This is a genomic window from Nitrospirota bacterium, assembly GCA_023229435.1.
In the GTDB taxonomy this organism is placed as follows: domain Bacteria; phylum Nitrospirota; class UBA9217; order UBA9217; family UBA9217; genus JALNZF01.
Map to the genome: position 1 here is coordinate 1 of JALNZF010000027.1, position 21,003 is coordinate 21,003.

Sequence of the window (21,003 nt, forward strand, 5' to 3'; positions counted from 1 at the left end):
ACTCGACATCCAGTCCCAAATCGTAGCAGGATCACCGTAAGGGGGAGTTGTCCCGTCCGGTCCTGTATACATGGGTGACGGTCCAAATACGGCGTTCGGAACCCATACATCCACCACATCTATGTCATTGCTGCCGCCCCAGTCAAAAAGCATGTGGGTGCCGAGCTGTCCCGATGCAACGGTAAAGGTGATCGGGGCGCCCAATCCACAGCCGGGCTCCCCTGACAGACAGTCCGCGTAAACCGTGTAGGTGCCGGGGCCATAGATGGCCACATCATGCGCCGCCCACGGTACACCATAGAACGGAGTTACGGAAGAGAGTGTCGCGTTGGAAACCTGGCCGGATGCCGCAACCGAGGTCATCTTGGTCCCGTTCCAGGTGAACACGACGTCATTCGTGCCGCCGGTAGGGGGGTCGCCTAATGTTCCATCCATCATCGTGAAATTGTTGTTGGCAGTGCCTACTACATTAACGTTGAAGTTGGCATTGAACCCTAAGAACGGTCCGTCCACCATGCCATAGCCGTTAATGCCGTCGCCATCCCAGTCCTGTGACATGTAGCTCCAAACCGTAGCAGGATTCCCGAAGGGGGCAGTCGTTCCGTCCGGTCCGGTAAACATGGGTGACGGTCCAAACACGGCGTTCGGTGACCAGATATCCACCACATCTATATCATTGCTGCCGCCCCAGTCAAAAAGCATGTGGGCGCCGAGCTGGCCCGATGCAACGGTAAAGGAAATCGGGGCGCCCGCTCCGCAGCCGGGGCTTCCCGCCGGGCAGTCCGCGTAAACCGTGTAGGTGCCGGGGCCATAGATGGCCACATCATGCGCCGCCCACGGAACACCATAGAACGGAGTTACGGAAGAGAGTGTCGCATTCGAGACCTGGCCGGCTGCCGCAACCGAGGTCATCTGCGTCCCGTCCCAGGTGAACACGACGTCATTGGTGCCGCCGGTAGGGGGGTCGCCTAATGTTCCATCCATCATCGTGAAATTGTTGTTTATAGAACTTACCGCAGCAAGGGCTTGTGACATGCCTATGCCGATACACAAAAGCACTGTGGCCAAAAAGATAAACCACTTCCTTTTATTCATGATCATATTCTCCTAAGTTAAAGTAACTGCAAATTCAGGTCTGAATAATATCTGCTTCGGGGTTCTGCGTTGTTTCTCGGAGGTGCTCTTGACGAGCTGCTGCGGGAGAAAAATGCACTATAGCTCTTCCCCTGATCGTAGCAGTAGCACATGGGGTGATGCGATGACGATTGGAACAAGAAACAAAGAAGCATGTTAAAAAAATATCCCCAAAGGTGAAAGAACAGGTCTATATTGTTCTTTGAGGTATTACTCACGCGCCCTCCTTTCTTCCATAAAATAGATCAAGTATCTTCTATTGAGGCAAGAGCAACAAAACAACGGGTGTGGGGAAACGGAACTCCATTGTCGGCTGCACTACGACCTGCCTGAAAGTATTTTTTTAGTTGAACAATAGCTGCTCGGCCACCTTATTACGAAAGGAAACAACCTTGAACCGCTGAATCGCTTATAGAGTGAGGAGAATAACCATGAAATCATTTTTTAACACCGCTAACAATGATTTTTTTCATTTTTCCTCACCGTTTAAGGAAATTGATAAACAAATTGAATGGTTACAATTGATCCCGGTCATGATGACCGTCCAATTAGTGCTACAATATAATGCAACAACAATACCATTGTTGTATCATATTGTTAATTAAGTTATTTAAAATAATCGCATATAACAATGTTAGTTTTTTCGACTTTTACCTTCTTCTTATTAAATTTATAAATAATAATATTAACAATATGGTAGCAACAATAAATGACAATAAAACATCAGTATTAAGTATTCTATACGATTTTATGTAATATTTTCCGACAGCCATCCGGATGTATCTCGTTTTAAAGATTATGTTAAGACAAAAGGGTTGAATTGACCCGTTTCCTAAAACGCACTACCAAACAAGAAAATAGCGTCCTGCGATAAATCTCTACTGAAATGAACCAGGTGCGAGCCCGTCCAAAAATGATTTATTACAAAAAGTTGCCTGTTGTTTATTACCGCCCAGTGCAATTACAATAAATGTACTATTAAATTACAAGAGATGCTGTGAGACCATCCTGGAAGTCCGTTGTCAATTTGCATAGTAATAAAAAATATGCTGTTTCCTCGAGAGCTAAAAGCTGGCGTCAAACATCGATGCAGTCTTTACTCTTTTGATTATCATAATGAACATAGCTGATTGCGGAGCTAAAAATTAGCTTAATTAAATCGAATCGTCAAGAAAAAAAGATGTCTGAAGATAAAATAATTTTCCCCCAAAAGGAACATGAGGAAATACTTATAAATTTTAAAAGTAGTCAAACAGATGTTATTCTATTTTTATATTATTATTTTCCCGAATTCCCCATTTCCCCCGTTTGTCCTTTATAATTTGAACCATCAATAATTGTTTTATGTCTCTTCCTGGCCAATTCGCTGAGCATTCCTTCACTATGGATATCACATGATTTTTTCATAACAAAAAGAATTGATATTGCAATTGATGCTCTGAGACCATTCGTTTGCATGCGCGGAGAAAGATAATTTTCTTGCAATCGTTCACGATTTCAGATATGATTTTTCCAATGGAAGTAACGAAGGAAGAGTCAAGGCAAGCCATCGAACCGCAGTTCCTCTCGCAGGCCCAAGCAAACGGCATCAAACTCCATATCGGTCAGATGAACAAAACCGAACATGAAGGGATTATCCGCGACATCGGCCGCTACGAGATCAACCTTGAAGAGAACGGCAGGACCGTCACGATCCTGAAACAGGAGATGTCCTTTCTCACCGCTCCCCATCCCGTCATCATTGTTCCCGAGCCGCAACAGACATCCGGTCCGGCCGATCAGGCCCTCGTGGAACCTTCACCCGGCAAGCCGAATATTCAGCAGGAATTCCTCGACAAGGCCATAAAGGAGAACCAGCTCCTTACGCTGTATCTGATCAACGGACAGTGCATCAGGGCCCATATCGAGGCCTATGACAGCTTCACCATCCTGCTCAAAGAGGACGGCAAACAACACCTCTACTACAAACACTCGATCACCACGATCAATCGTTAGAGGGATGGCTCATGGAAACAAATCTCCTCGATAGAATGCTGGACACCTACCTGACCGGGCGTACATCCGTGACGGTTACCCTCCGGAACAAGATCCGCGTTTCCGGAAGGATCAAGGCCTTTGACAGCTACGTCATCATCATGGACGGCCACAAACAGGAGATCCTGTACCGCCATGCGGTCACGTGCGTTTCCCCGCTTCCTCAGGAGGAGCACAAGCGCCAACCCGCGTCAAGCAGGCCCGCCCCCCCGGCAAAAACAGCTCCCCCAAGACCCGAAAAGAGCGCCTCGCACCAACCCAGGCAAACGCAGCCTCAGCCTCAGGCGCTTTCCCCATCCGCGACCGAGAATCTCAACAACAGCATGAAGGACGGACTGCTCAAGTGGATGCAGGAACAGAAGGCTGAAAAGTAGCATGAACTTCCGCTCCCTTGCGCTCGCCGCGTTCTCGGGCATTCTTCTTGCCGTTGCCTTCCCCGCGTTCGACCTCCATTTCCTTGCATGGATCGCCCTGTTGCCGTTGTTCTTCGCGCTCAAGGGACAGAGCGTCAAGAATGGCTTTTGGCTTGGCGGGATATCCGGGATCGCGTATTTCGTCGGTACGGTCTATTGGGTGACGAACTCCATGCACGTGTATGGAGGAATTCCGATCGTCCCCGCATCGCTCCTGATGCTGCTCCTGAGCGCCTATCTTGCGCTCTATCCCGCGGTCTTCGGCGCCGCTGCCGTTCATATCAGGAAAAACCATCCATCGCTTTTTTTCATCGCCGCGCCCGCCCTCTGGACCGCGCTCGAACTCGCGCGCACCTACGCGTTCAGCGGCTTCCCCTGGTCGCTGCTCGGCTACTCGCAATATCTCGCGCTACCGGTTGTCCAGATAGCTGACATCACCGGCGTATACGGCGTCTCATTCCTGATCGTGCTGGTGAATGCCGCCCTCGCGGAATTCATCCTGGACAGAAAGAGCCGGTTCGGATTGATCGTTGTCCTGTTCGCGATGATGCTTGTTCTGGGCTATGGGTTCGTGAAATTACGAACACCGGCTCAACGGGCTGGTATAACAGTCTCGGTCGTGCAGGGGAATATCGCACAGGACAAGAAATGGGACTCCGCATTCCAGGGGGAAACGCTGGCGGAGTACAAGCAGCTCACCCGGGAGGCGCTCAAGGAGCAGCCGGATCTCGTGATCTGGCCGGAAACCGCCACGCCGTTCTACTTCAGCGGTGCGGCCCCCATGGACCAAGTCCTGACCGCGGACCTCGTTTCATTCGTGAAACAGAACCGGGTTTCGCTCCTCTTTGGCAGCCCGACCTATGAAGTAAAACCGAACAAGCGGATCATCGGCCGCAACTCCGCGTTCCTGCTTTCCGCTGATGGACGGGTTGAGGGGGCCTATCACAAGATACACCTCGTGCCGTTCGGCGAGTACGTGCCGCTCAGGAATGTCCTGTTCTTTGTCGGAAAGATGGTCCAGGCGATCGGAGACTTTCAGGCGGGCAACGAGTATACGGTGATGACGGTCCCTGTTCGTGGCAACGTTCCGCGTCCCGATGTAAAGGTGAGCACCGTCATCTGCTATGAGATCATCTTTCCTGACCTGGTCAGGAGATTCGTAGACAAGGGAGCGAACGTGATCACCACAGTCACGAACGACGCGTGGTTCGGCAGGACCGCGGCCCCGTACCAGCACTTCTCCATGGCGGTCTTTCGTGCTGTCGAGAACCGCGTGCCGGTCGCGCGCGCGGCGAACACCGGTGTCTCGGGCTTCATCGATGCGCAAGGTCATATCCTTGCCGCGTCGGGGATCTTCACCCGTGTGCACCTGACGCATACCCTCGTTCCCGGAGCTGAAAAAACCTTTTACACCCGCTTCGGCGACCTCTTCGCCTACGCCTGTGTGCTCGCGAGTTTGATCATGCTGGTGTGGACCCCGAAAAATCCAGTAACCCTCTTACCACGAAGACACACCCTGCACTCGCGTTACCACTCGTAACCGCTGGGTGCAGGCAAAGGCACAAAAAATTCATAGCTACTCAGGTCGGTTGCGGAGCGTAGTCGCAATAAGAGCGCGCCTGCCGGATTCGGCGACAGTCCACCGAAAATCCAGGCGGCGCGGGCGAAGCGAAAGCGCCGCGAACGCTATTCGTGTCAGGAATAGCAATCATCCCGGCGCTCCTTGCGACAAAGCGAAGTAACTGACCTGAGTAGTCACGAAATTGGGTATTGGGGATTTGGAATTTGAGATTTCCTTCGTGCTTAGTGACTGAGGGGTAAAACTTTCTTCAGAAACTCCGTTGACTTGAGCCGCTTGCCGAGGATGTGAAAGGTGTGCGCGGAGAATGCCTGGTCAAGCTCCTGCATGATCGCGGGAGAGGGTTTAAGCCTGCAAACCTTGTCCATGTCCATCCTGAGCACGTGATAATAGAACCCCACCGCGCCTTGGGAGAGCCGTATCTGCGGTTCGCCGGAAGAGACCATGCAATCCGGGCAGAGCATACCGCCCTTCATGACCAGAAAGATGATGTCCCCTTTCGGCCGGACACCGCAGGAAAGACAGTGATCGAGCTTGGGCTGGTAACCCAGCAGCGACAGGAACTTGATCTCGAATATCCGGAGCAGAAACAGCGGGTCCTCACCCTCGTCGAGAAGATGGAGAACATGGGAAAGGAGCAGAAAGGCCGGCGCATTGCGTTCGCCGAGCGGCGCCATCTCCCGTACCAGTTCGAGCATCACCGCGCCGACAGCGGCGCGGCCCAGATCGCAGCCGATGGATGAATGCTGCTCGATGATGTCCGTGGATTCGATCCGCGCGAGCTCCTGGTGTTCGCGCTCGAAGAGATGCAGCCGTGATCGGGTAAAGGATTCGAGCCCCGCCCCGAAGCGGCGGAAGGACTTCCGCGCGTTCCTGGCAACGCCCTTCAGCATGCCGCGGTCGAGGGAAAAGAACGTGACGAGCTTGTCCGCCTCGCCCAGGTTCATGCTGCTGATGATGATCGCCTCGGTCTTGGATTTCATAGGTCTCTGATAACTACTCGGGTTCGAAGTTCCAGGTTCACGGTTCAAGGTTGGGAAGCAGTGAAAATCGAACGATCTGAAGAGTAGATATCGCTAAACGAATATCAAAAGGATGGATGATGGTTTCTTCCGATGTTGTTTAATCAGCCTAAACCATCAGACCTTGAACCGTGAACCGGACAACCTGAGCAGTTACTCTTTATTGTTCTTCCTCCGGTGGTTCCAGACATAGACCACCGCAATAGAGACACTCAGCAGAACGGCCCCGATGAGCGCCTGGTTCGAGTACTGCATGATAAGGTCCCGATTCGCGCCGATGAAATATCCGATGTACGAAAGCACCGTGACCCACAGCCCCGCTCCGAGCAGCGTGTAGAGAGAGAACTTCAGATGGTTCATGCCCGCCAGGCCCGCCGGGAGCGAGATCAGGTGCCGCACAACCGGCAGAAGCCTGCCGATGAAGGTCGACACCTCGCCGTGGTCTTTGAAGAACCGCTCGACCTTCGCGAACTTCTCTTCCGTGATCCAGACATACTTCCCGTATTTCAAGATGAGCGGCCTGCCCAGATAGTGCGCCGCGTAGTAATTCGCGTAGGCGCCCAGGAGACTGCCAACGGTGCCGCAGAGGATCACGATCGCCATATTCATCTGTCCCTGCTGCGCCAGGTAGCCGGCCGGCGGCATGATCAGCTCGCTCGGGACCGGAATGACCGAGCTCTCCATGGCCATCAGAAGAAAGATGCCGGGATAGCCGAGCGCCCCGATGGTGTTCAGCAGCCAGGTGATCAGTTCATGCATGTATATACTCCCGTTTAAACGGTAATGGTAACGAAGCCCGTATCGTGATTCGGTTACGTTATTCTGGTTAAACCTCAAGACAATACCGACCTACGCCTCACGAAACGGGCATCGTAACCGTAACCGATCTATTTCCCCTCTTGCAGTATCCCGAAGTTCTTCAGCATTCCCTCGTCCTCACGCCAGTCTTTCTTTACCTTCACGAAGAGCTTCAGAAAGACCTTGGTCCCGAGCAGTTTCTCGGCATCAAGACGGGCGAGCGTGCCGATCTGCTTCAGCATCGCCCCGCCCTTGCCGATCAGGATGCCCTTCTGCGAGTCGCGTTCCACATAGATGACGGCGGATATCCGCGTGATGTCCGGGTCTTCCTTCATTTCCTCGATGACCACCGCCGTGGAATAGGGGATCTCCTCTTTGGTGAGCTCGAAGATCTTCTCCCGGACAAGCTCGGACACAATGAATCGTTCCGGCTGGTCGGTAAGCTGGTCATCCGGGAAATAGTGCGGTCCCTGGGGCAAACGCTTCAGGACCGTCTCGACAAGACCGCCGAGGTCGTTCTTGAGCGCCGACACGGGGATGATCTCGGCAAAATTGTAGAGCTTGCTGTACTCCTGCATGAGCGGCAGAAGCGCGTCTTTTTTGATCAGGTCCACCTTGTTGATAAGGAGAAAGACCGGCGTCTTGACCTTCGACAGGGTCTCGATGATGAATTTGTCCCCGCCTCCGGGCTGCTCCGTGGCCTCGACGAGCATCAGGATCACGTCCACTTCTTTGCAGGTCTGGAGCGCGGTCTTGACCATGACCTCGTTCATCTTGTGCATGGGTTTGTGGATGCCCGGTGTGTCCAGAAACACGATTTGCGCGCCCGGCTGGTTCACGATGCCGAGGATGCGGTTCCGGGTGGTCTGGGGTTTGCTCGAGATGATGGCGATCTTCTCGCCGAGAAGTGCGTTCAGGAGCGTGGATTTTCCGACATTCGGCCTGCCGATGATGGAGATGAAGCCGGATTTGAAATTTTCATGGTCGCTCATGGAAGTAAGAATACCCCAAATCAGCGGCTCGCGCAATAGAAAAGCCGGCTTCAGATAAAAACGCCTGGCGCAGAGCGCATGGGGAAGAGAGTAAGGTCCTGTAATTCGCGATCAAATTCCATTTGACAATCCACGCCTGTTATCTGTATTATCACTTACCTATGATTACCGGGAAGACCGACATCAACGCCCTCCGCGAAAAGATCTTCAAGCTCAAAAAAGACCTGAACGCCATCATCCTCGCGCACAATTACCAGCGTCCCGAGGTGCAGGACATCGCCGACCTCACGGGGGACTCGCTCGAGCTCTCGCGCACCGCGGCAAAAACGGACTGCGCGGTTATCGTGTTCTGCGGCGTGCACTTCATGGCCGAAAGCGCCTCGATCCTCTCTCCGGACAAGACCGTCCTGCTCCCCGAGATCGGCGCGGGCTGTCCCATGGCCGACATGGTCACGGTCAAAGGACCGCGCAAGACGCGCCGGGACTTCTATTCTGAAAAGCTCGGGATCGCATTCGAGTTCGCCGACGACTTCACGCTCCTGGACATGAAGAAGAAATATCCCGGCGTGCCGGTTGTCGCGTATGTGAACACCTCGGCCGCGGTCAAGGCGGAGAGCGACATCTGCTGTACCTCATCAAATGTCGTGAAGGTCGTTGAATCGCTGAAAGAAGATGTTGTCATCTGCATCCCGGACCGGAACCTCTCGGCCTTTGCCGCCAAGCGGACGAAGAAAAAGATCATCTCCTGGGACGGTTTCTGCAACGTGCATCACGGCCATCTCGACATCGAGGACGTCAACAAGGCGCGCGCCGCCCATCCCGATGCCGCCCTGGTCGTCCATCCCGAATGCCCGCCCGAGATACAGGACCTGGCGGACCAGATCACGAGCACATCAGGCATGCTCCGCTTTTGCAGGGAATCGAACCACAAGGAATTCATCATCGGCACCGAGGAAGGACTGCTCCATCGCCTGAGGAAAGAGAGCCCTGACAAGAAGTTCTTTATCGTTTCGAATGAGATGGTCTGTCCCAATATGAAGCGGACAAAGCTTGAAAGCGTGCTTACCGCGCTGGAGAAAATGCAGTATGTCATCAAAGTCCCCGAGGACATCCGTGTCCCGGCCAAGCGCGCGCTGGACAGAATGCTCGCCCTGTAAGGGCAAGCTCCAAATCTCAAATAACAAATTTCAAATAATAGTAACGGCTCAGGTTGGCCGCAAAAGAACGCAAAGATCCCAAAGAAAAGCCTGATGTTATGTAGTTCAGTTTTTAATTCTCTCTGCTTGCTTTTGGTTTTAAACCGAAAATAATTTCGACTCAAGGTTCCCTTTGCGTTCTTTGCGTGCTTCTCTAAGTGGCCGGTTCATTTTTCAGGCCATTCGCGGCTAATAGATTTTGACCTGAGTAGATACAAATAATATCCAAATTTCAAGTTCGAATATTCAAACGTTTGAAATTTCCGTGCTTGTATATTGGAATTCATTTGGAATTTGGTACTTGAGATTTGAGATTTCAGCTTCGACGCCTGATATGAATCTGATAATACTATGAACATAGCCATCATAATACTTCTTGCAGCGGTCGTCCTCATCCTCCTCTGGCTCGTGTTCCTGTCCCGGAGAAAGACCGCCGACCCCGCCATGACCCTGATGCAGCAGGAAGTGCAGTCCCTCCGCGGTCAGCTCACCGAAGCAATGCAGAGGAACCAGGAAACGGTAAATCAGCAGCTCAGCCAGGTCACGCTCCAGGTAAATTCTCAGCTGAACCAGGTCACCCAGCAGCTCCAGAGGTCCACCGGCGACTTGAACAGCAGACTGGACAACGCCGCCCGCGTGGTGCAGGAAGTGAGCAAGGGACTCGGGGGCCTCTCCGAAGCGACAAAAAAAGTGTTCGATGTGGGCAAGGACATCGCGAGCCTGCAGGAGATACTGAGGTCACCCAAGCTGCGCGGCGGGCTCGGCGAGCTCTTTCTCGGAGATCTCCTAGCACAGATATTCCCGCCGGCCCACTATGCGCTTCAACACCGGTTCAAGAGCGGAGAGGCAGTGGACGCGGTCATCAAACTCGGCAGGAACCTCGTGCCGGTGGACGCCAAGTTCCCGCTCGAAAATTTCAAGCGTGTTGTCGAGACGGCAACGGAGGAAGAGCGCAGGAGTGCCAAAAAGAAGTTCATCAGCGACGTCAAGAAGCATATCGACGCCATCTCCGGCAAGTATATTCTGCCCGACGAGGGTACCTTCGACTTCGCGCTCATGTATATCCCTGCGGAGAACGTGTATTACGAGCTCATCATCAGGGACGAGGCCGTTGATACCGACAAGGGACTTTTGAACTACGCCTTTACCAAGCGGGTCATCCCGGTCTCACCCAACAGTTTTTACGCCTACCTCCAGACCATACTCCTGGGTCTCAAAGGACTGCACATCGAGGAGCAGGCACACGATATTTTGAAGAACCTGGCAAGGCTTTCGGGTGATTTCAGAAAATTTCAGGATGAATTCGAACTGGTGGGGAAACACCTGACAAATACGAAGACGAAATACGACGATGCGGACAAAAGACTGGAAAAGTTCGGTGATCGGCTTCAAGCCCTGAGCGGGACCGGGGACAATACGCTCATCGAAGAAAACAATAAGCTGCCGCTGTGATTCTTCTGCCTTCATGCGAACGGGAAACCGTCAATGGTGCCCCTGTTCTGATTCGGAATGTCCTCCTGAAATAACATACACGACATTGATCGCGCCCGGATTCTCGGCAAGACACGCCTGTTCACCTTTAAGATGGATCGCCTGTCCCTGCTTGAGCATTCCCGTGTAATGACCCGACAGCTGAAGGTCGCCCGCGATCGCAAAGACGATCTCTTCATGCCCCTTGCCGGGGCTCAATTCCCGCCCCTTCTCTCCCGGCTTCAAAACTCCATAGATCAAATAGCAGGCATGGCTGCCGGTGTCGCGCGCGCCGAGGATATATTCGCCCGATTCCCCGGTCTTCCCGAACACGTCATAGGTCTTCATTCCGCACTCCGCACTCCGAACTCCGCACTGTTCAGTTACATCTCCACCCTGGTCACCACGCCGTGGAGCTTGTTGTACGGGAGCTTGTAGAATTGAACGATGTTCGGCGTCAGCCGCTTGATGATCGAGAACAGCTGCCAGACGATGTTGCTCGGCAGAATATCCTCAACACCGTAAAAGATCGTTTTTTCCTGGATCCCCGCCTCGCGCAGGATTTCCTCGACATCCGGCACCTCCATGTAGCCCGTTTGTATCTCGAAGGACCGGAGCCCGGGGCCGAGACTTTCCTTGAAGAACCCCGTGGTGCCGAAGGGGTCCTCGCGCTTGACGATGGAGATGATGATATTGTCCTCATAGAGAATGTTGTTTTTGATGATCGTATGTACGATATAGGGCGGGACCTCTTTCGCGTCCCTCGCGAAGAAGAGCGCGGTCCCCTTGATCCTGCTCATGTTCTGATAGATCTGGGTGTAGCTCGGCAGAAAGACGTCGATCGGCAGAGGCTGGAGCACATTGTAGAGCTTCCGCTGGCCTTTGCGGTAGAGCATGATGACCAGGAACGGTATCGCGGCAATGATGATGGACCAGTAACCGCCATGGGGGATCTTGTAGGTGTTGGAAAGGAGGAACGTCATGCAGACGAAGGTCACGACCACCGAGAGCGCCGCGCGGCCGAACTTCCTCTGGAGATAGAAGATCCAGGTCATGAAGATGCCGGTGAGGGTCATGGTGCCGGTGACCGCAAGGCCGTATGCGGCCGCAAGCCTGCTGGACTCCCGGAATTCCATGATGATGAAAAGCACCGAAAAGAGCAGGAACCAGTTCACAGCACCGATATAGATCTGGGAATGACGCTCCTCGGAAGTATAGTCCACCTTGAACATGGGCATGATGCGCGTGGTGATGCCCTGGTACACGATCGAGAACATGCCGCTGATCATGGCCTGCGACGCGATGATCGTGGCGATGATCGAGAGGAGCAGGAACGGGATATAGAGGACGTGCGCCTGATGATACACCATCTCGAACAGCACGTTCCTGGCATCGGGATGCCGGATGAGGAATGCCCCCTGGCCGAGATAGTTGAGCACCAGGGCGAAGAACACGAAGTACCAGGCCCGCACGATCGGCTCGCGGCCCAGGTGTCCCATGTCCGCGTAGAGCGCCTCGCCGCCCGTGGCGCAGAGAATGACCTCGGAGAGTACGAAGAACCCGGTGAGTCCGTGATGGGTCATGAAGGTGAAGGCATAATAGGGATTCACCGCCTTGACCACCGAGGGCATATAATAGATCGAAGCGATGCCGGAGATCGTCAGGGCGGCAAACCACAGGATCATAAGCGGCCCGAAGGCCTTGGCGACCCGCTCGGTCCCCTTCTTCTGAATCGAGAAGAGCAGAATGGCGATGGCGCCGGCAATGATGACAAGGGAGGTCCGGTCCATTCCCTCGAGCCCGTTGATCAGGAGCATGCCCTCCACAGCGCTCAGGATACTGATGGCCGGCGTGATGACGCCGTCGCCGATGATAAGCGAGATGCCGATGAACGAGAGCATGGTGACAACCGTGGCCTGCCTGCCCGATTTGAGGAGCGGGACCAGGAGTTCCCGGAGCACGATGGTGCCGCCTTCTCCGCGTTTGCCGAGGCTCATGGCCAGCCAGGCGTACTCCACGGTCACCAGGATGATGAGCGTCCAGACAATGAGGGACAGGACCCCGATCACGCTGTCCTCGGTGCGCACGATCGTCGGCAGAAGGAAAATGACCGTGAGCGTGTAGATCGGACTCGTGCCGATGTCGCCGAACACAAGGCCGAGAGACTTTATGATTCCTTTGGCATGGGATGTTTTGTCAGGCATACGTAATAAGATGAGGTTGAATGACCATGCGGTATAGCAGATTTACTGCTGGCAAAATCATAATACAGTTTAAAATAAAAAGCAAGGTGAATAAACCGCATCCAGCGCAAAAAACAAGAAATAAAAAAAGGCTGAGGGAATAACTCCTCTTCAGCCGTCAATCTCTTCTCCGAAATACTTCCGGTAGTGACTATTCTGCTAAGACTTTTCTCTGTTCCGCCCTCTAGCTTCCCGGACGCTTACGTTTGATAGATCCCGTCCAAAAAGTTCCTTGCGTAGCGCTGTACCGCGTGGTCGTCCTGAAGCACGGCGTCCAGCTGGCGGGTAAAGGAGATCAGCCTGCCAAGCTGATCGAGGACGCTTTCCGCCTCATCCCTGCTAATGTTCGCGAGCCGGGCCACGATCAGATCGCCTTTTGTCTTGATCGTGAAACCATACTCGCCGAGGATCTCGGCGATGAGCTGCAGCCTCCTCGAACGCTTGGTCATGTCGGTGGCGCCGCCGGCGAACCGGAAATAGATGTGATTGTTGTGTGCGTTCTCACCGCAAAAACAGTCCACGAGGATGAAATGATAACCGAACTTCAGGCTGATGTTCGCATATTCCCGTGAAATGACGGCCATGTTCGATTCCACACGGCCTTTGCTGTCGGACATGATATCGGGCATGCGCAGCATACTCGACATAAAATCATTGACGTTCAGCGGGACCGCGTCGGAGCGCCAGATGCCGGGGCGGGTCATTCCTCTGATCAGCGCCCGAAGCGGCAGTGAAGCAACCTGCCCCGCGGTGATGTGGTCCCCGGGCAGGAATTTGTTCAAGCCTCCGCCGATATCGATGACCATGATCCCGGCGGGGATCGTCAGGTCCAAGGTTACGGCACTGGCCTTCACGCCGAACTGCGCGGTCTCGATCAGCTCCGCGACCGATTTCTCATGGATAAAGCGCAGGAGATCATGCAGGGTCCTGCATGCCTCGGGGGTAAACTCATCCCGCAACGGATCGACCAGGTTCAACGGCGCAATGTAGCGCAGAAGATACCGTTTTTTGCGGAACTCCGAGAGCTCGTCCATCTGGACAGAGCTGTTTCGCACGCGCTCCATGACCTGCCTGACCAGCCCCTGATACATGGTCGCCCCTTCATTCACCACCTGAAGAGTGATCTCCTGACCATGGGCAAGCAGGCGCGTCGCGTTGCCCGCGTTCACGACCGTCGGAATCCTGAACTCCCTGCACAGGGCCGCCATATGGCTCGTCAACGTTCCCGTGTCGGTGACGATCGCGGCCACGTCGGTCATCACGCGGACGAAATTGGACGAATCATGCCGCGCGACAAGGATGGCGCCCTTGGGGATGGAATCAAGATCGTTGTTGTTCTTAAGGATGAATACCCTGCCCGCTGCCACGCCGTTCTGCACGGCAAGCCCGCTGTTCTTCACAAGGACGTGCGCATCAGGCACGCTCGTGTCCGCGACATCCGTGCGGGTTTCATCGCTTGGCAGTCTGAGCGGCCGCGCCTGGAGAATGAACGCCCTCCCCTGTCCATCAAAGGCCCACTCGATGTCCTGGGGCCTGCGGAAATGGTTTTCGATCAGCAGTGCCAGCCGGGCGAGCTCGGCAACCTGCCCGGGATCAAGGCTCGATCGAGTTCTTTTTTCCTCCGGCGTTTCCACCGTAATCACACCGCCCTGTTCGCTCCCGACGACCATCGATCCTTTCGCGCCGATCCTCGTCTCAACGATCTTCCGATTGCCGCTCTTGTTCACTCTGTAGAGATCAGCATCGATCCGGCCCTCCACAACGGATGTTCCGAGCCCCCACGCGGCATTGATGGTCAGCGTGTCACGGCTTCCCTGTTGATCGGCCGAATACAGGACCCCGCTCGTCGCGGCATCCACCATCACCACGCACCCGACGGCCATCTTCATGTCCTTCAGGGCATACCCCAGCTTTTCCTGATAGATCGCTGACGTTTCGGAGAACAGGCTGGCAAGCACCTTCCGGTAAGCCTTTTCAACTGCCGCGGTTTCGAGCGGCACGTTCAGAACGGTTTCGAACTGTCCCGCGAACGAGAACTCACCATCCTCCTCCCCGGCACTGCTCCGCACAGCGAGGGTACACGTCGCCTTGCACCGCGATCTGATCTTGCTGACGGACTTGTCGATGGCGCGGTGCAGATCGGGCGGCATCTCAGCATGCAGGATAAGCTCATGCGCTTCGTGCAGGGACGCACCGGAAATCGGGGTACCGGCCTTCGGGAGCTGGATCTTTTGATAGATCTGATTGTGGACCATGAAGGCATCAAAGGCCCGGGTCGTTACCGCAAAGGCATCGGGCACGTTCAGCTTCAGCGTGTTCTTGATCTCCGCAAGGTTGGCGTTCTTGCCGCCGATGTCCCGCACCATCTCGCCGGTAACCTGCTCGAAGAAAACAACAAGTTCCTTTGCCGCGATGACGGTTTCTTCGATGACATGCCTGATCCCCTCGTCGATTTCCCGGAACCGCTCACGGAGCGGCGGATACCGGCTGTGCGTAAGCACATCGAAATCGCGGAGGGAGTCGCCCACGGCGGCGTGCAGGTCGGCATAGGATCTTCTGACGTACTGAATGTCGAACAGATAGTCCCCTCCCAGGGTATCACCCATGTCCGTAATGATCTCGAGTGCTTTATTGTTATCGTCGAGGACCTGGCGGAATTGGGAGAACAGCAGCTCGAACGACTCCCGATCGCGTCGAGCACCCCGGAGTGTCCGGTAAATAAAATTCAGTTTTCCGGCAATATTTGTCATGGCCTTTAAAGCTGTTTTTCCAGCGCCCGTTTGATGGAAGCCTTCAATTCCCTGATCTTGACCGGCTTCGGGAAAAAGTCATGCACGTCCCTTCGAAGCGCCTCAATGGCCGCGTCAAGGTTGGCAAAGGCCGTTATCATGATGACCTGCGTCGAGGGATAGAGGTCTTTCACGGTCTTCAGCACCTCCATCCCGTCGATTCCCTTCATTTTGTAATCCGTCACGACAACGTCAAATTTTTCTTCCTGCAGGCGCTTCAGCGCCGGCTCGGCGTTCAGAAACGTTTCAACCACATAGCCTTCCTGCTCAAGCGACAGTTTCGCCATGTCGCCCACGATCTTTTCATCGTCAATGACCATGATTTTGTGTCTATTCATTGTTCTTCTCCTCGTTATTATACCGGGGCAGTTCCAGGGTAAAGGTCGTTCCGACCCCGACCATGCTGTCCACCCTGATCTCTCCCTGATGATTCTTGATGATCCCGTAGCTGACCGAAAGCCCGAGCCCGGTCCCGCCCTCTCCCTTGGTGCTGAAGAAAGGATCGAAAATATGAGGAAGAAATTCGGGCGCGATGCCCTTGCCCGTGTCCGCGACGCCGATCTCAATGGAATCTCCCTTCTTTCCAGGCCTTGATGAAATAACGAGCCTGCCGCCGGAGGTCATGGCCTGGACCGCGTTGGTGATCAGATTCACCAGGACCTGCTGGATCTGGTGGTCGTCCACGAACACCGGGGGCAGGCCGTCGGCGAGATGGATCGAGGTCTCGATATTCGACACATCGATCATATTCTGCACCAGGGTGAGCGTCTGCTGGATCACGGTGTTGATGTCCGCTTGTTTTGGATGCGCATCCTTGGGTTTTGAAAAATCGAGCAGGTTCTTCACGATCTTCCGTATCCGCTCCGTCTCGGCATCAACCTTGTTCATGAACTCGATCCGGTCATGTTCCCCAAGCTTCGGGTACAGCTCCGCGTAGGTCTGGGCGATCATGGAGATGTTGTTCAGTGGGTTCGTGATCTCATGGGCCACGCCCGCCGTCAGGATGCCGAGGGACGCGAGCTTCTTGGACTGGATGATCTGCTCTTCACGGTGCGCCAGTTCCTCGGACATGGAATCCATCGCCTCGATGACCGAGCCAAGCTCATCCCTTGGCCGAACGCCTTCGATACGGTTGAAGTTCCCCTCGGAGATGGATTTGGTGAGCTTTTCGATCCGCCGGAGCGAACGCACGATCTTCTGGGATATGATATGCGTGATGATGAGCGCCGAAGCAAGGATGACCCAGAAAGAGATTATGAGGATACGCTTGGAGCTCAGAATAATATCGTTCACGCGGGTGCGTTCGAGGCGCGAGATGGATTCAGAATACTCCTTCAATCTTTTTCCCGCGGCTCTGATCTTCGTTTCCAGATCTGGGTCCCGAGGGTCCCCGGTACTCGCCCCGTTGATGGCGAACGAGTAGGCCTTGAGATGGGATTGAAGTTTTTTCAGATCTTCTTCCTCGATGGCCCGGATGATATCATCCTTCTCGGCCTCGATGGTCGTCATCGTCGACGCTATTTTACCCCGGATGTCCATGAGCGCCTTCCGGTCGTGGTACAGGAAAAAATTCTTTTCCGAAACCCTCATTTCGAGAAAGGACGCGTTCAGGTCATCGGCGATCTCCACGAACCGGAGTTTTGTCAATACCATGTTCGCGTTCTGATAGGCAAACAGGCCGATCAAAACAATGAATGCGCCGTTGATGATGTTCGATAAGATAAGTTTATTTTCTATTTTCATGACATCCTGCTCCGAACTCCGAACTGCTTTACCCCATGCACCGCGGGATCTCCGCCTGTTCCTTTCTGACCGGCAGGTACCACAGGAAGCCGTCCATGGCCATGAGCACCCCCGCAACAATAAGCAATGCATCGAAGGCCGTCAGAAAACTGAAACCGAAATAATGCATAAGCCCGAACCCGACCATGGTGAACGAAACACCGGTACGGATGAATGCCAGTCCTGTCCTCGCGCGCGCGTAGATCGTCCGGTAGCAGGCCGCCACGGTCCGCTGGGCCGCGAGCACATTACGCTCGCGCGCCAGGTGTGTGCGCTCCCTGCTGGCCGGCGAGGGAAAGAGAATGGTGCAGTGGCCGCCGAGACAATCGCCAAGCCGGGCGAGCATGGTCCCCTTTGTCGATGATGCGATCGCGCACTGGTCGAGATAATGGTAGGCATCAAGAAACTGGAGCGTCGCCGCGGTGACCTCGATAAGCGTCTGGTGCCCGGGCGTTCTCATCCTGGTCCTCCGCACGGTTAAATACCCGGACAGCCCGAAGACGCCGAGAGAGACGCCGGCCGCCATCATCAACCAGGTGAGCGGGTTGGCGGCGCCGGCGGGATGAGTTTGCATCAGTACATCGGACAGCGTGATGAGACCCAGCCCCCATCTGAGGATGGCAAGGTCGGTGCGGCCCTTTGCCAGGTCGTTGCGGTAGCAGGCGAGCCGTGTCCTCCAATGGGCCATGGTATTGCGCCAGAAGGCGAGGCCGGTCCGCTCCGTCCCGATCAGCGATCCGGGCTTCGCGTGCAGGAAGTCCTGGATGAACCACTGGAGGTCCTCTTCAAGCGCCACCCAGAACTCATATTGTTCTGCCTTGATGGATTGCCTGACCTCGTCCTGCACGCGCCGGTCCTGCGGATCATGTGCGGCGATAATAACGGTAGTGCCGTCATGAATGATCGGAAACCACAGGCTGATGGACAGCCGTTCGCCATCGAGTCCTGTCAGGCACCCGGGGGGTATGGGCATCCGCTCGTCATATTCCACGAAGGGGCACTTGAAATATTCGGACAACGCGGCCAGAAGCGTTCCCTTCGGCACGCCGTACTCATGGATGAGTACGCGCTCGATATCGATGCCCCGGGCAACGGCGGCCTGTTCGGCTTGCCGCAGTTCATCGTTCGTCAGCACTCCCCAATCCATCAGGATAAGAAACCGCTCCGCCTGCTGTCCTTCCTTCACCTCGTTATGAGTTGTCTTATAGGTCATCGTGACTGAATACCGCTTTTCTCCAGGAACGGGACACTGTCCCGTAATCGGGAATCGCGAGCTCCATTTCCCCGTAACAATACGGGAACTGTTTTCTCGTTCTTTCGGCGGGGAGATGCCAGTAGAGTCCGTCGGCAATGAACAACAGCCCCGACAGGATCAGCGCGGCATCGAATATCGTCCACCAGACATTGCCCGCGCCAAAATAGACCAGCAGCCCCAGGCCCACCGCGGAGATGCTCATTCCCGTTCTGATGAACGCCATTCCGGTCCGGGAACGGGCCATGACGGTGCGAAGCCGGGCCATCACGTTCCGCCGCTCGGCAAGAAGCGTCCGTTCCAGGGCAAGACCGGTGGTGGCCCAGATCCCCGGAGAATTGAACCCCTTCACCGGCGGAAGAGACATGCGAATGGGATCAACATTTCCTTGTTTGAACACAAAAGGGAATACCGCATCCCAGATGCTCGGCTTTCCCTCCGACCTTTTTACGGCTTGCGAACTTTTTTCGCCGGCATGGCGGCCGGGCAGGTACCAATAAAATCCCTCCGCTACCATCATTGCTCCCAGGATAACAAGGGCCACGTCAAGTGCCACCCAGAGGCCAACATGATATTGTCTGAGCAGTGCAATACCAATCCCGATAAAGGCGATCCCCGTGCGTGTGAAGGAAAGCCCCGTACGCGCCCGCGCCATGAGAGTACGATGGCACGCGAGGGACGTCCGTTCCTCGGCAAGATCCGTTCTGTCGCTTGCCAGAAATCTGCGGCGCATTACCGGAGAAAGATTGTTCCATCCGCTCCGGAGCTTTCCCGCTCCGGCAACCTCGTTGCTGCGGCTGAAGATCGGATCGTCCCCGGGGTTGGAAACCTGAAGCACGGTCGATCCACCAGTAGGCTCCGTCGATGAACAATCCAGGTGCTTTTCCCCGACAATACGGGCCGGGAGATACCATTTCATGCCGTCTATCGTCATGACCACGCCCGCGACAAAGAGCGGCACCTCGACAACGATCAGATAGCCCATGCCGAAGATCCGGACAAGTACCAGCGCGATCGTAATAAAAGAGAGACCGGTCCGCAGGAATGCCAGTCCCGTCCTCCCCTTCGCCGACGCCGTCCGGAAATAGGAAAGCATTGAACGACGGTCGGCGAGAAAGGTCCTAACCTTGGCGAGCGGTGTTCTGCCCGCCGAAGGTGGAAATCCGGGGTTCAGATCCTGATTGTGCTCTATTATCCTGATAAGGTCCGCGGAAAGGGTGACCCGGAATTCAACCGTCTTCACCTGAAGTGTTTTTTGGATATCTTCGAGCACAACCGGGTCATCGGGATAACAGGCGATGACCTCGGCGGCATCCTGCTGGATCGACAAGGGGAGCCACAGGACGCGTTTCAATCTCTCCATATCCACGCGCCGCATGATCTGCTGAGAAACGACGACACCCTCGTCGTATTCTACAAAGGGCGCATTATAATATTCCGAGAGGCAGAGGAGTACCTCGTGTTTGGGCACACCTGCCGTTCCCAATAAATCTTCGAGCGAAGTCCGCGAGAGTTCCGCTTCCACGATGAGCCGGTACAGCTCATCCCTGGACAGGAGTTCTCTTCTGACCAATCTATCAAATTTGTTCGTTATCATAGGGTGCGGCGCGTGGAAGGGAAACATACTGACAGGAACTGCTTTCACAGGACTGAGTTCAAGAGTAAAAAAGATGGAGGCGTTTTCGCCTCCATCACAAGTACAACACAAGGGATATTTGATGATTGGCGCAACAATCGTCCTACAACTTATACCTCGAATTTTTCCTCGTGATGGACCTTCGTCATTCTTGATCCGATGTTCCCTTCCAACACTTCTCCAAATAATCGTGCGCATCAAATCATTGTTTTTTCTTTGTGGTGCTGCTCGATACCTGCGGGTTTGTCCTGCAAACCCTCCTTAAAACCCCGGATCGCTTTTCCAAGACTCTCCCCGAGCGCGGGAAGCCTGTTCGGCCCGAAGATCACCAGGGCAATGATCAGGATGACCACCATTTCAGGAAATCCAAGTCCAGCCATGTGCTGCTCCTTTTTTTAATAAAAATAAGAAACCCCTGCATCCCGTGAACAGGTTCGCGCACAAGCATGCGCAAGCAGTCTAAGTGCCCATGTCATGATAAGCCCGGCAGACACGGCCGAGCCTGATCTACCGGGCGAGGGGAAGTGCTGCGATGCTCGAAAAGGCTCGTTATCAGAACCCGCAATGCATGCCTGCGCGAACCTGTGAACCGGGGTGCAGGAAAAGAAAAGCATCGTGAACTTCCTAGTAAGGACCTGTCTTTACAGTCGCGCTTCAGGACTT

The 21,003-nt window shown here is 54.5% G+C and carries 17 protein-coding genes; 5 read left to right on the plus strand and 12 right to left on the minus strand.

Annotation, left to right across the window (positions count from 1 at the left end; all coding sequences use genetic code 11):
• Positions 1–1,095: hypothetical protein (locus tag M0R70_14105; protein MCK9420500.1), on the minus strand; the 1,095-nt coding region annotated here is incomplete at its 3' end.
• Positions 1,096–2,922: 1,827 nt separating this feature from the next.
• On the opposite strand from M0R70_14105, the gene hfq reads away from it, so the two are divergent.
• The 3 genes from hfq to lnt are packed head-to-tail and all read left to right on the plus strand — an operon-like array spanning position 2,923 to position 5,121.
• Positions 2,923–3,129, plus strand: a complete 207-nt coding sequence (gene hfq / locus M0R70_14110; GenBank protein ID MCK9420501.1) for an RNA chaperone Hfq — start codon at positions 2,923–2,925, stop codon at positions 3,127–3,129.
• An 11-nt stretch (positions 3,130–3,140) separates the two neighbouring features.
• The gene (locus tag M0R70_14115; protein ID MCK9420502.1) at positions 3,141–3,542 is read left to right on the plus strand and encodes an RNA chaperone Hfq; all 402 of its coding nucleotides are present in this window, start codon (positions 3,141–3,143) and stop codon (positions 3,540–3,542) included.
• Between the two features lies 1 nt (position 3,543).
• Positions 3,544–5,121 (plus strand): apolipoprotein N-acyltransferase, encoded by a 1,578-nt coding sequence (lnt, locus tag M0R70_14120; GenBank protein MCK9420503.1) that lies wholly within the window; start codon positions 3,544–3,546, stop codon positions 5,119–5,121.
• Positions 5,122–5,384: 263 nt separating this feature from the next.
• Here lnt and recO read toward each other — a convergent pair whose 3' ends face one another.
• The 3 genes from recO to era all read right to left on the minus strand — a co-directional run bounded on the left by recO (position 5,385) and on the right by era (position 7,972).
• Positions 5,385–6,143: a DNA repair protein RecO gene (gene recO, locus M0R70_14125; GenBank protein ID MCK9420504.1), complete on the minus strand. Its 759-nt coding sequence runs from the start codon at positions 6,141–6,143 to the stop codon at positions 5,385–5,387.
• Between the two features lie 192 nt (positions 6,144–6,335).
• On the minus strand, positions 6,336–6,941 hold the full coding sequence (locus tag M0R70_14130) for a DedA family protein (GenBank protein ID MCK9420505.1): 606 nt from the start codon (positions 6,939–6,941) through the stop codon (positions 6,336–6,338).
• 128 nt (positions 6,942–7,069) lie between these two features.
• The gene (gene era, locus M0R70_14135; GenBank protein MCK9420506.1) at positions 7,070–7,972 is read right to left on the minus strand and encodes a GTPase Era; all 903 of its coding nucleotides are present in this window, start codon (positions 7,970–7,972) and stop codon (positions 7,070–7,072) included.
• 161 nt (positions 7,973–8,133) lie between these two features.
• On the opposite strand from era, the gene nadA reads away from it, so the two are divergent.
• Positions 8,134–9,129, plus strand: coding sequence for a quinolinate synthase (nadA, locus tag M0R70_14140; GenBank protein ID MCK9420507.1), 996 nt, complete (start codon positions 8,134–8,136; stop codon positions 9,127–9,129).
• 390 nt (positions 9,130–9,519) lie between these two features.
• Positions 9,520–10,620: a DNA recombination protein RmuC gene (locus M0R70_14145; protein ID MCK9420508.1), complete on the plus strand. Its 1,101-nt coding sequence runs from the start codon at positions 9,520–9,522 to the stop codon at positions 10,618–10,620.
• Positions 10,621–10,650: 30 nt separating this feature from the next.
• Here the strand turns inward: M0R70_14145 and M0R70_14150 are convergent, their stop codons facing one another.
• The 8 genes from M0R70_14150 to tatA all read right to left on the minus strand — a co-directional run bounded on the left by M0R70_14150 (position 10,651) and on the right by tatA (position 20,720).
• Positions 10,651–10,986: a hypothetical protein gene (locus tag M0R70_14150; GenBank protein MCK9420509.1), complete on the minus strand. Its 336-nt coding sequence runs from the start codon at positions 10,984–10,986 to the stop codon at positions 10,651–10,653.
• Between the two features lie 35 nt (positions 10,987–11,021).
• Positions 11,022–12,842 carry a KUP/HAK/KT family potassium transporter gene (locus M0R70_14155; protein MCK9420510.1) on the minus strand — a complete coding sequence of 607 codons (1,821 nt, stop codon included), beginning with the start codon at positions 12,840–12,842 and terminating at the stop codon, positions 11,022–11,024.
• 239 nt (positions 12,843–13,081) lie between these two features.
• On the minus strand, positions 13,082–15,631 hold the full coding sequence (locus tag M0R70_14160) for a PEP-utilizing enzyme (GenBank protein ID MCK9420511.1): 2,550 nt from the start codon (positions 15,629–15,631) through the stop codon (positions 13,082–13,084).
• Positions 15,632–15,636: 5 nt separating this feature from the next.
• A complete protein-coding gene (locus M0R70_14165; GenBank protein ID MCK9420512.1) occupies positions 15,637–16,008 on the minus strand; it encodes a response regulator in 372 nt (123 codons plus the stop codon).
• Positions 16,001–17,413: an ATP-binding protein gene (locus tag M0R70_14170; protein MCK9420513.1), complete on the minus strand. Its 1,413-nt coding sequence runs from the start codon at positions 17,411–17,413 to the stop codon at positions 16,001–16,003. Before M0R70_14170 ends, M0R70_14165 begins: the two co-directional genes overlap by 8 nt.
• A 28-nt stretch (positions 17,414–17,441) precedes the next feature.
• Complete coding sequence (locus M0R70_14175; protein MCK9420514.1) at positions 17,442–18,665, minus strand: type II secretion protein; 1,224 nt, start codon at positions 18,663–18,665, stop codon at positions 17,442–17,444.
• Entirely contained in the window at positions 18,655–20,301 is a 1,647-nt protein-coding gene (locus M0R70_14180) for a hypothetical protein (protein ID MCK9420515.1), read from the minus strand. The genes M0R70_14175 and M0R70_14180 overlap by 11 nt, the downstream gene beginning before the upstream one ends.
• A 236-nt stretch (positions 20,302–20,537) precedes the next feature.
• On the minus strand, positions 20,538–20,720 hold the full coding sequence (gene tatA / locus M0R70_14185) for a twin-arginine translocase TatA/TatE family subunit (protein MCK9420516.1): 183 nt from the start codon (positions 20,718–20,720) through the stop codon (positions 20,538–20,540).
• Positions 20,721–21,003: the final 283 nt, after the last annotated feature.

Coding starts and splice junctions, on each gene's coding strand:
- M0R70_14180 (MCK9420515.1), bottom strand. CDS start 20,301: ATGATAACGAACAAATTTGATAGATTGGTCAGAAGAGAACTCCTGTCC.
- tatA (MCK9420516.1), bottom strand. CDS start 20,720: ATGGCTGGACTTGGATTTCCTGAAATGGTGGTCATCCTGATCATTGCC.
- M0R70_14155 (MCK9420510.1), bottom strand. CDS start 12,842: ATGCCTGACAAAACATCCCATGCCAAAGGAATCATAAAGTCTCTCGGC.
- M0R70_14150 (MCK9420509.1), bottom strand. CDS start 10,986: ATGAAGACCTATGACGTGTTCGGGAAGACCGGGGAATCGGGCGAATAT.
- M0R70_14170 (MCK9420513.1), bottom strand. CDS start 17,413: ATGAAAATAGAAAATAAACTTATCTTATCGAACATCATCAACGGCGCA.
- M0R70_14145 (MCK9420508.1), top strand. CDS start 9,520: ATGAACATAGCCATCATAATACTTCTTGCAGCGGTCGTCCTCATCCTC.
- lnt (MCK9420503.1), top strand. CDS start 3,544: ATGAACTTCCGCTCCCTTGCGCTCGCCGCGTTCTCGGGCATTCTTCTT.
- nadA (MCK9420507.1), top strand. CDS start 8,134: ATGATTACCGGGAAGACCGACATCAACGCCCTCCGCGAAAAGATCTTC.
- recO (MCK9420504.1), bottom strand. CDS start 6,143: ATGAAATCCAAGACCGAGGCGATCATCATCAGCAGCATGAACCTGGGC.
- M0R70_14115 (MCK9420502.1), top strand. CDS start 3,141: ATGGAAACAAATCTCCTCGATAGAATGCTGGACACCTACCTGACCGGG.
- M0R70_14165 (MCK9420512.1), bottom strand. CDS start 16,008: ATGAATAGACACAAAATCATGGTCATTGACGATGAAAAGATCGTGGGC.
- M0R70_14160 (MCK9420511.1), bottom strand. CDS start 15,631: ATGACAAATATTGCCGGAAAACTGAATTTTATTTACCGGACACTCCGG.
- M0R70_14175 (MCK9420514.1), bottom strand. CDS start 18,665: ATGACCTATAAGACAACTCATAACGAGGTGAAGGAAGGACAGCAGGCG.
- M0R70_14130 (MCK9420505.1), bottom strand. CDS start 6,941: ATGCATGAACTGATCACCTGGCTGCTGAACACCATCGGGGCGCTCGGC.
- era (MCK9420506.1), bottom strand. CDS start 7,972: ATGAGCGACCATGAAAATTTCAAATCCGGCTTCATCTCCATCATCGGC.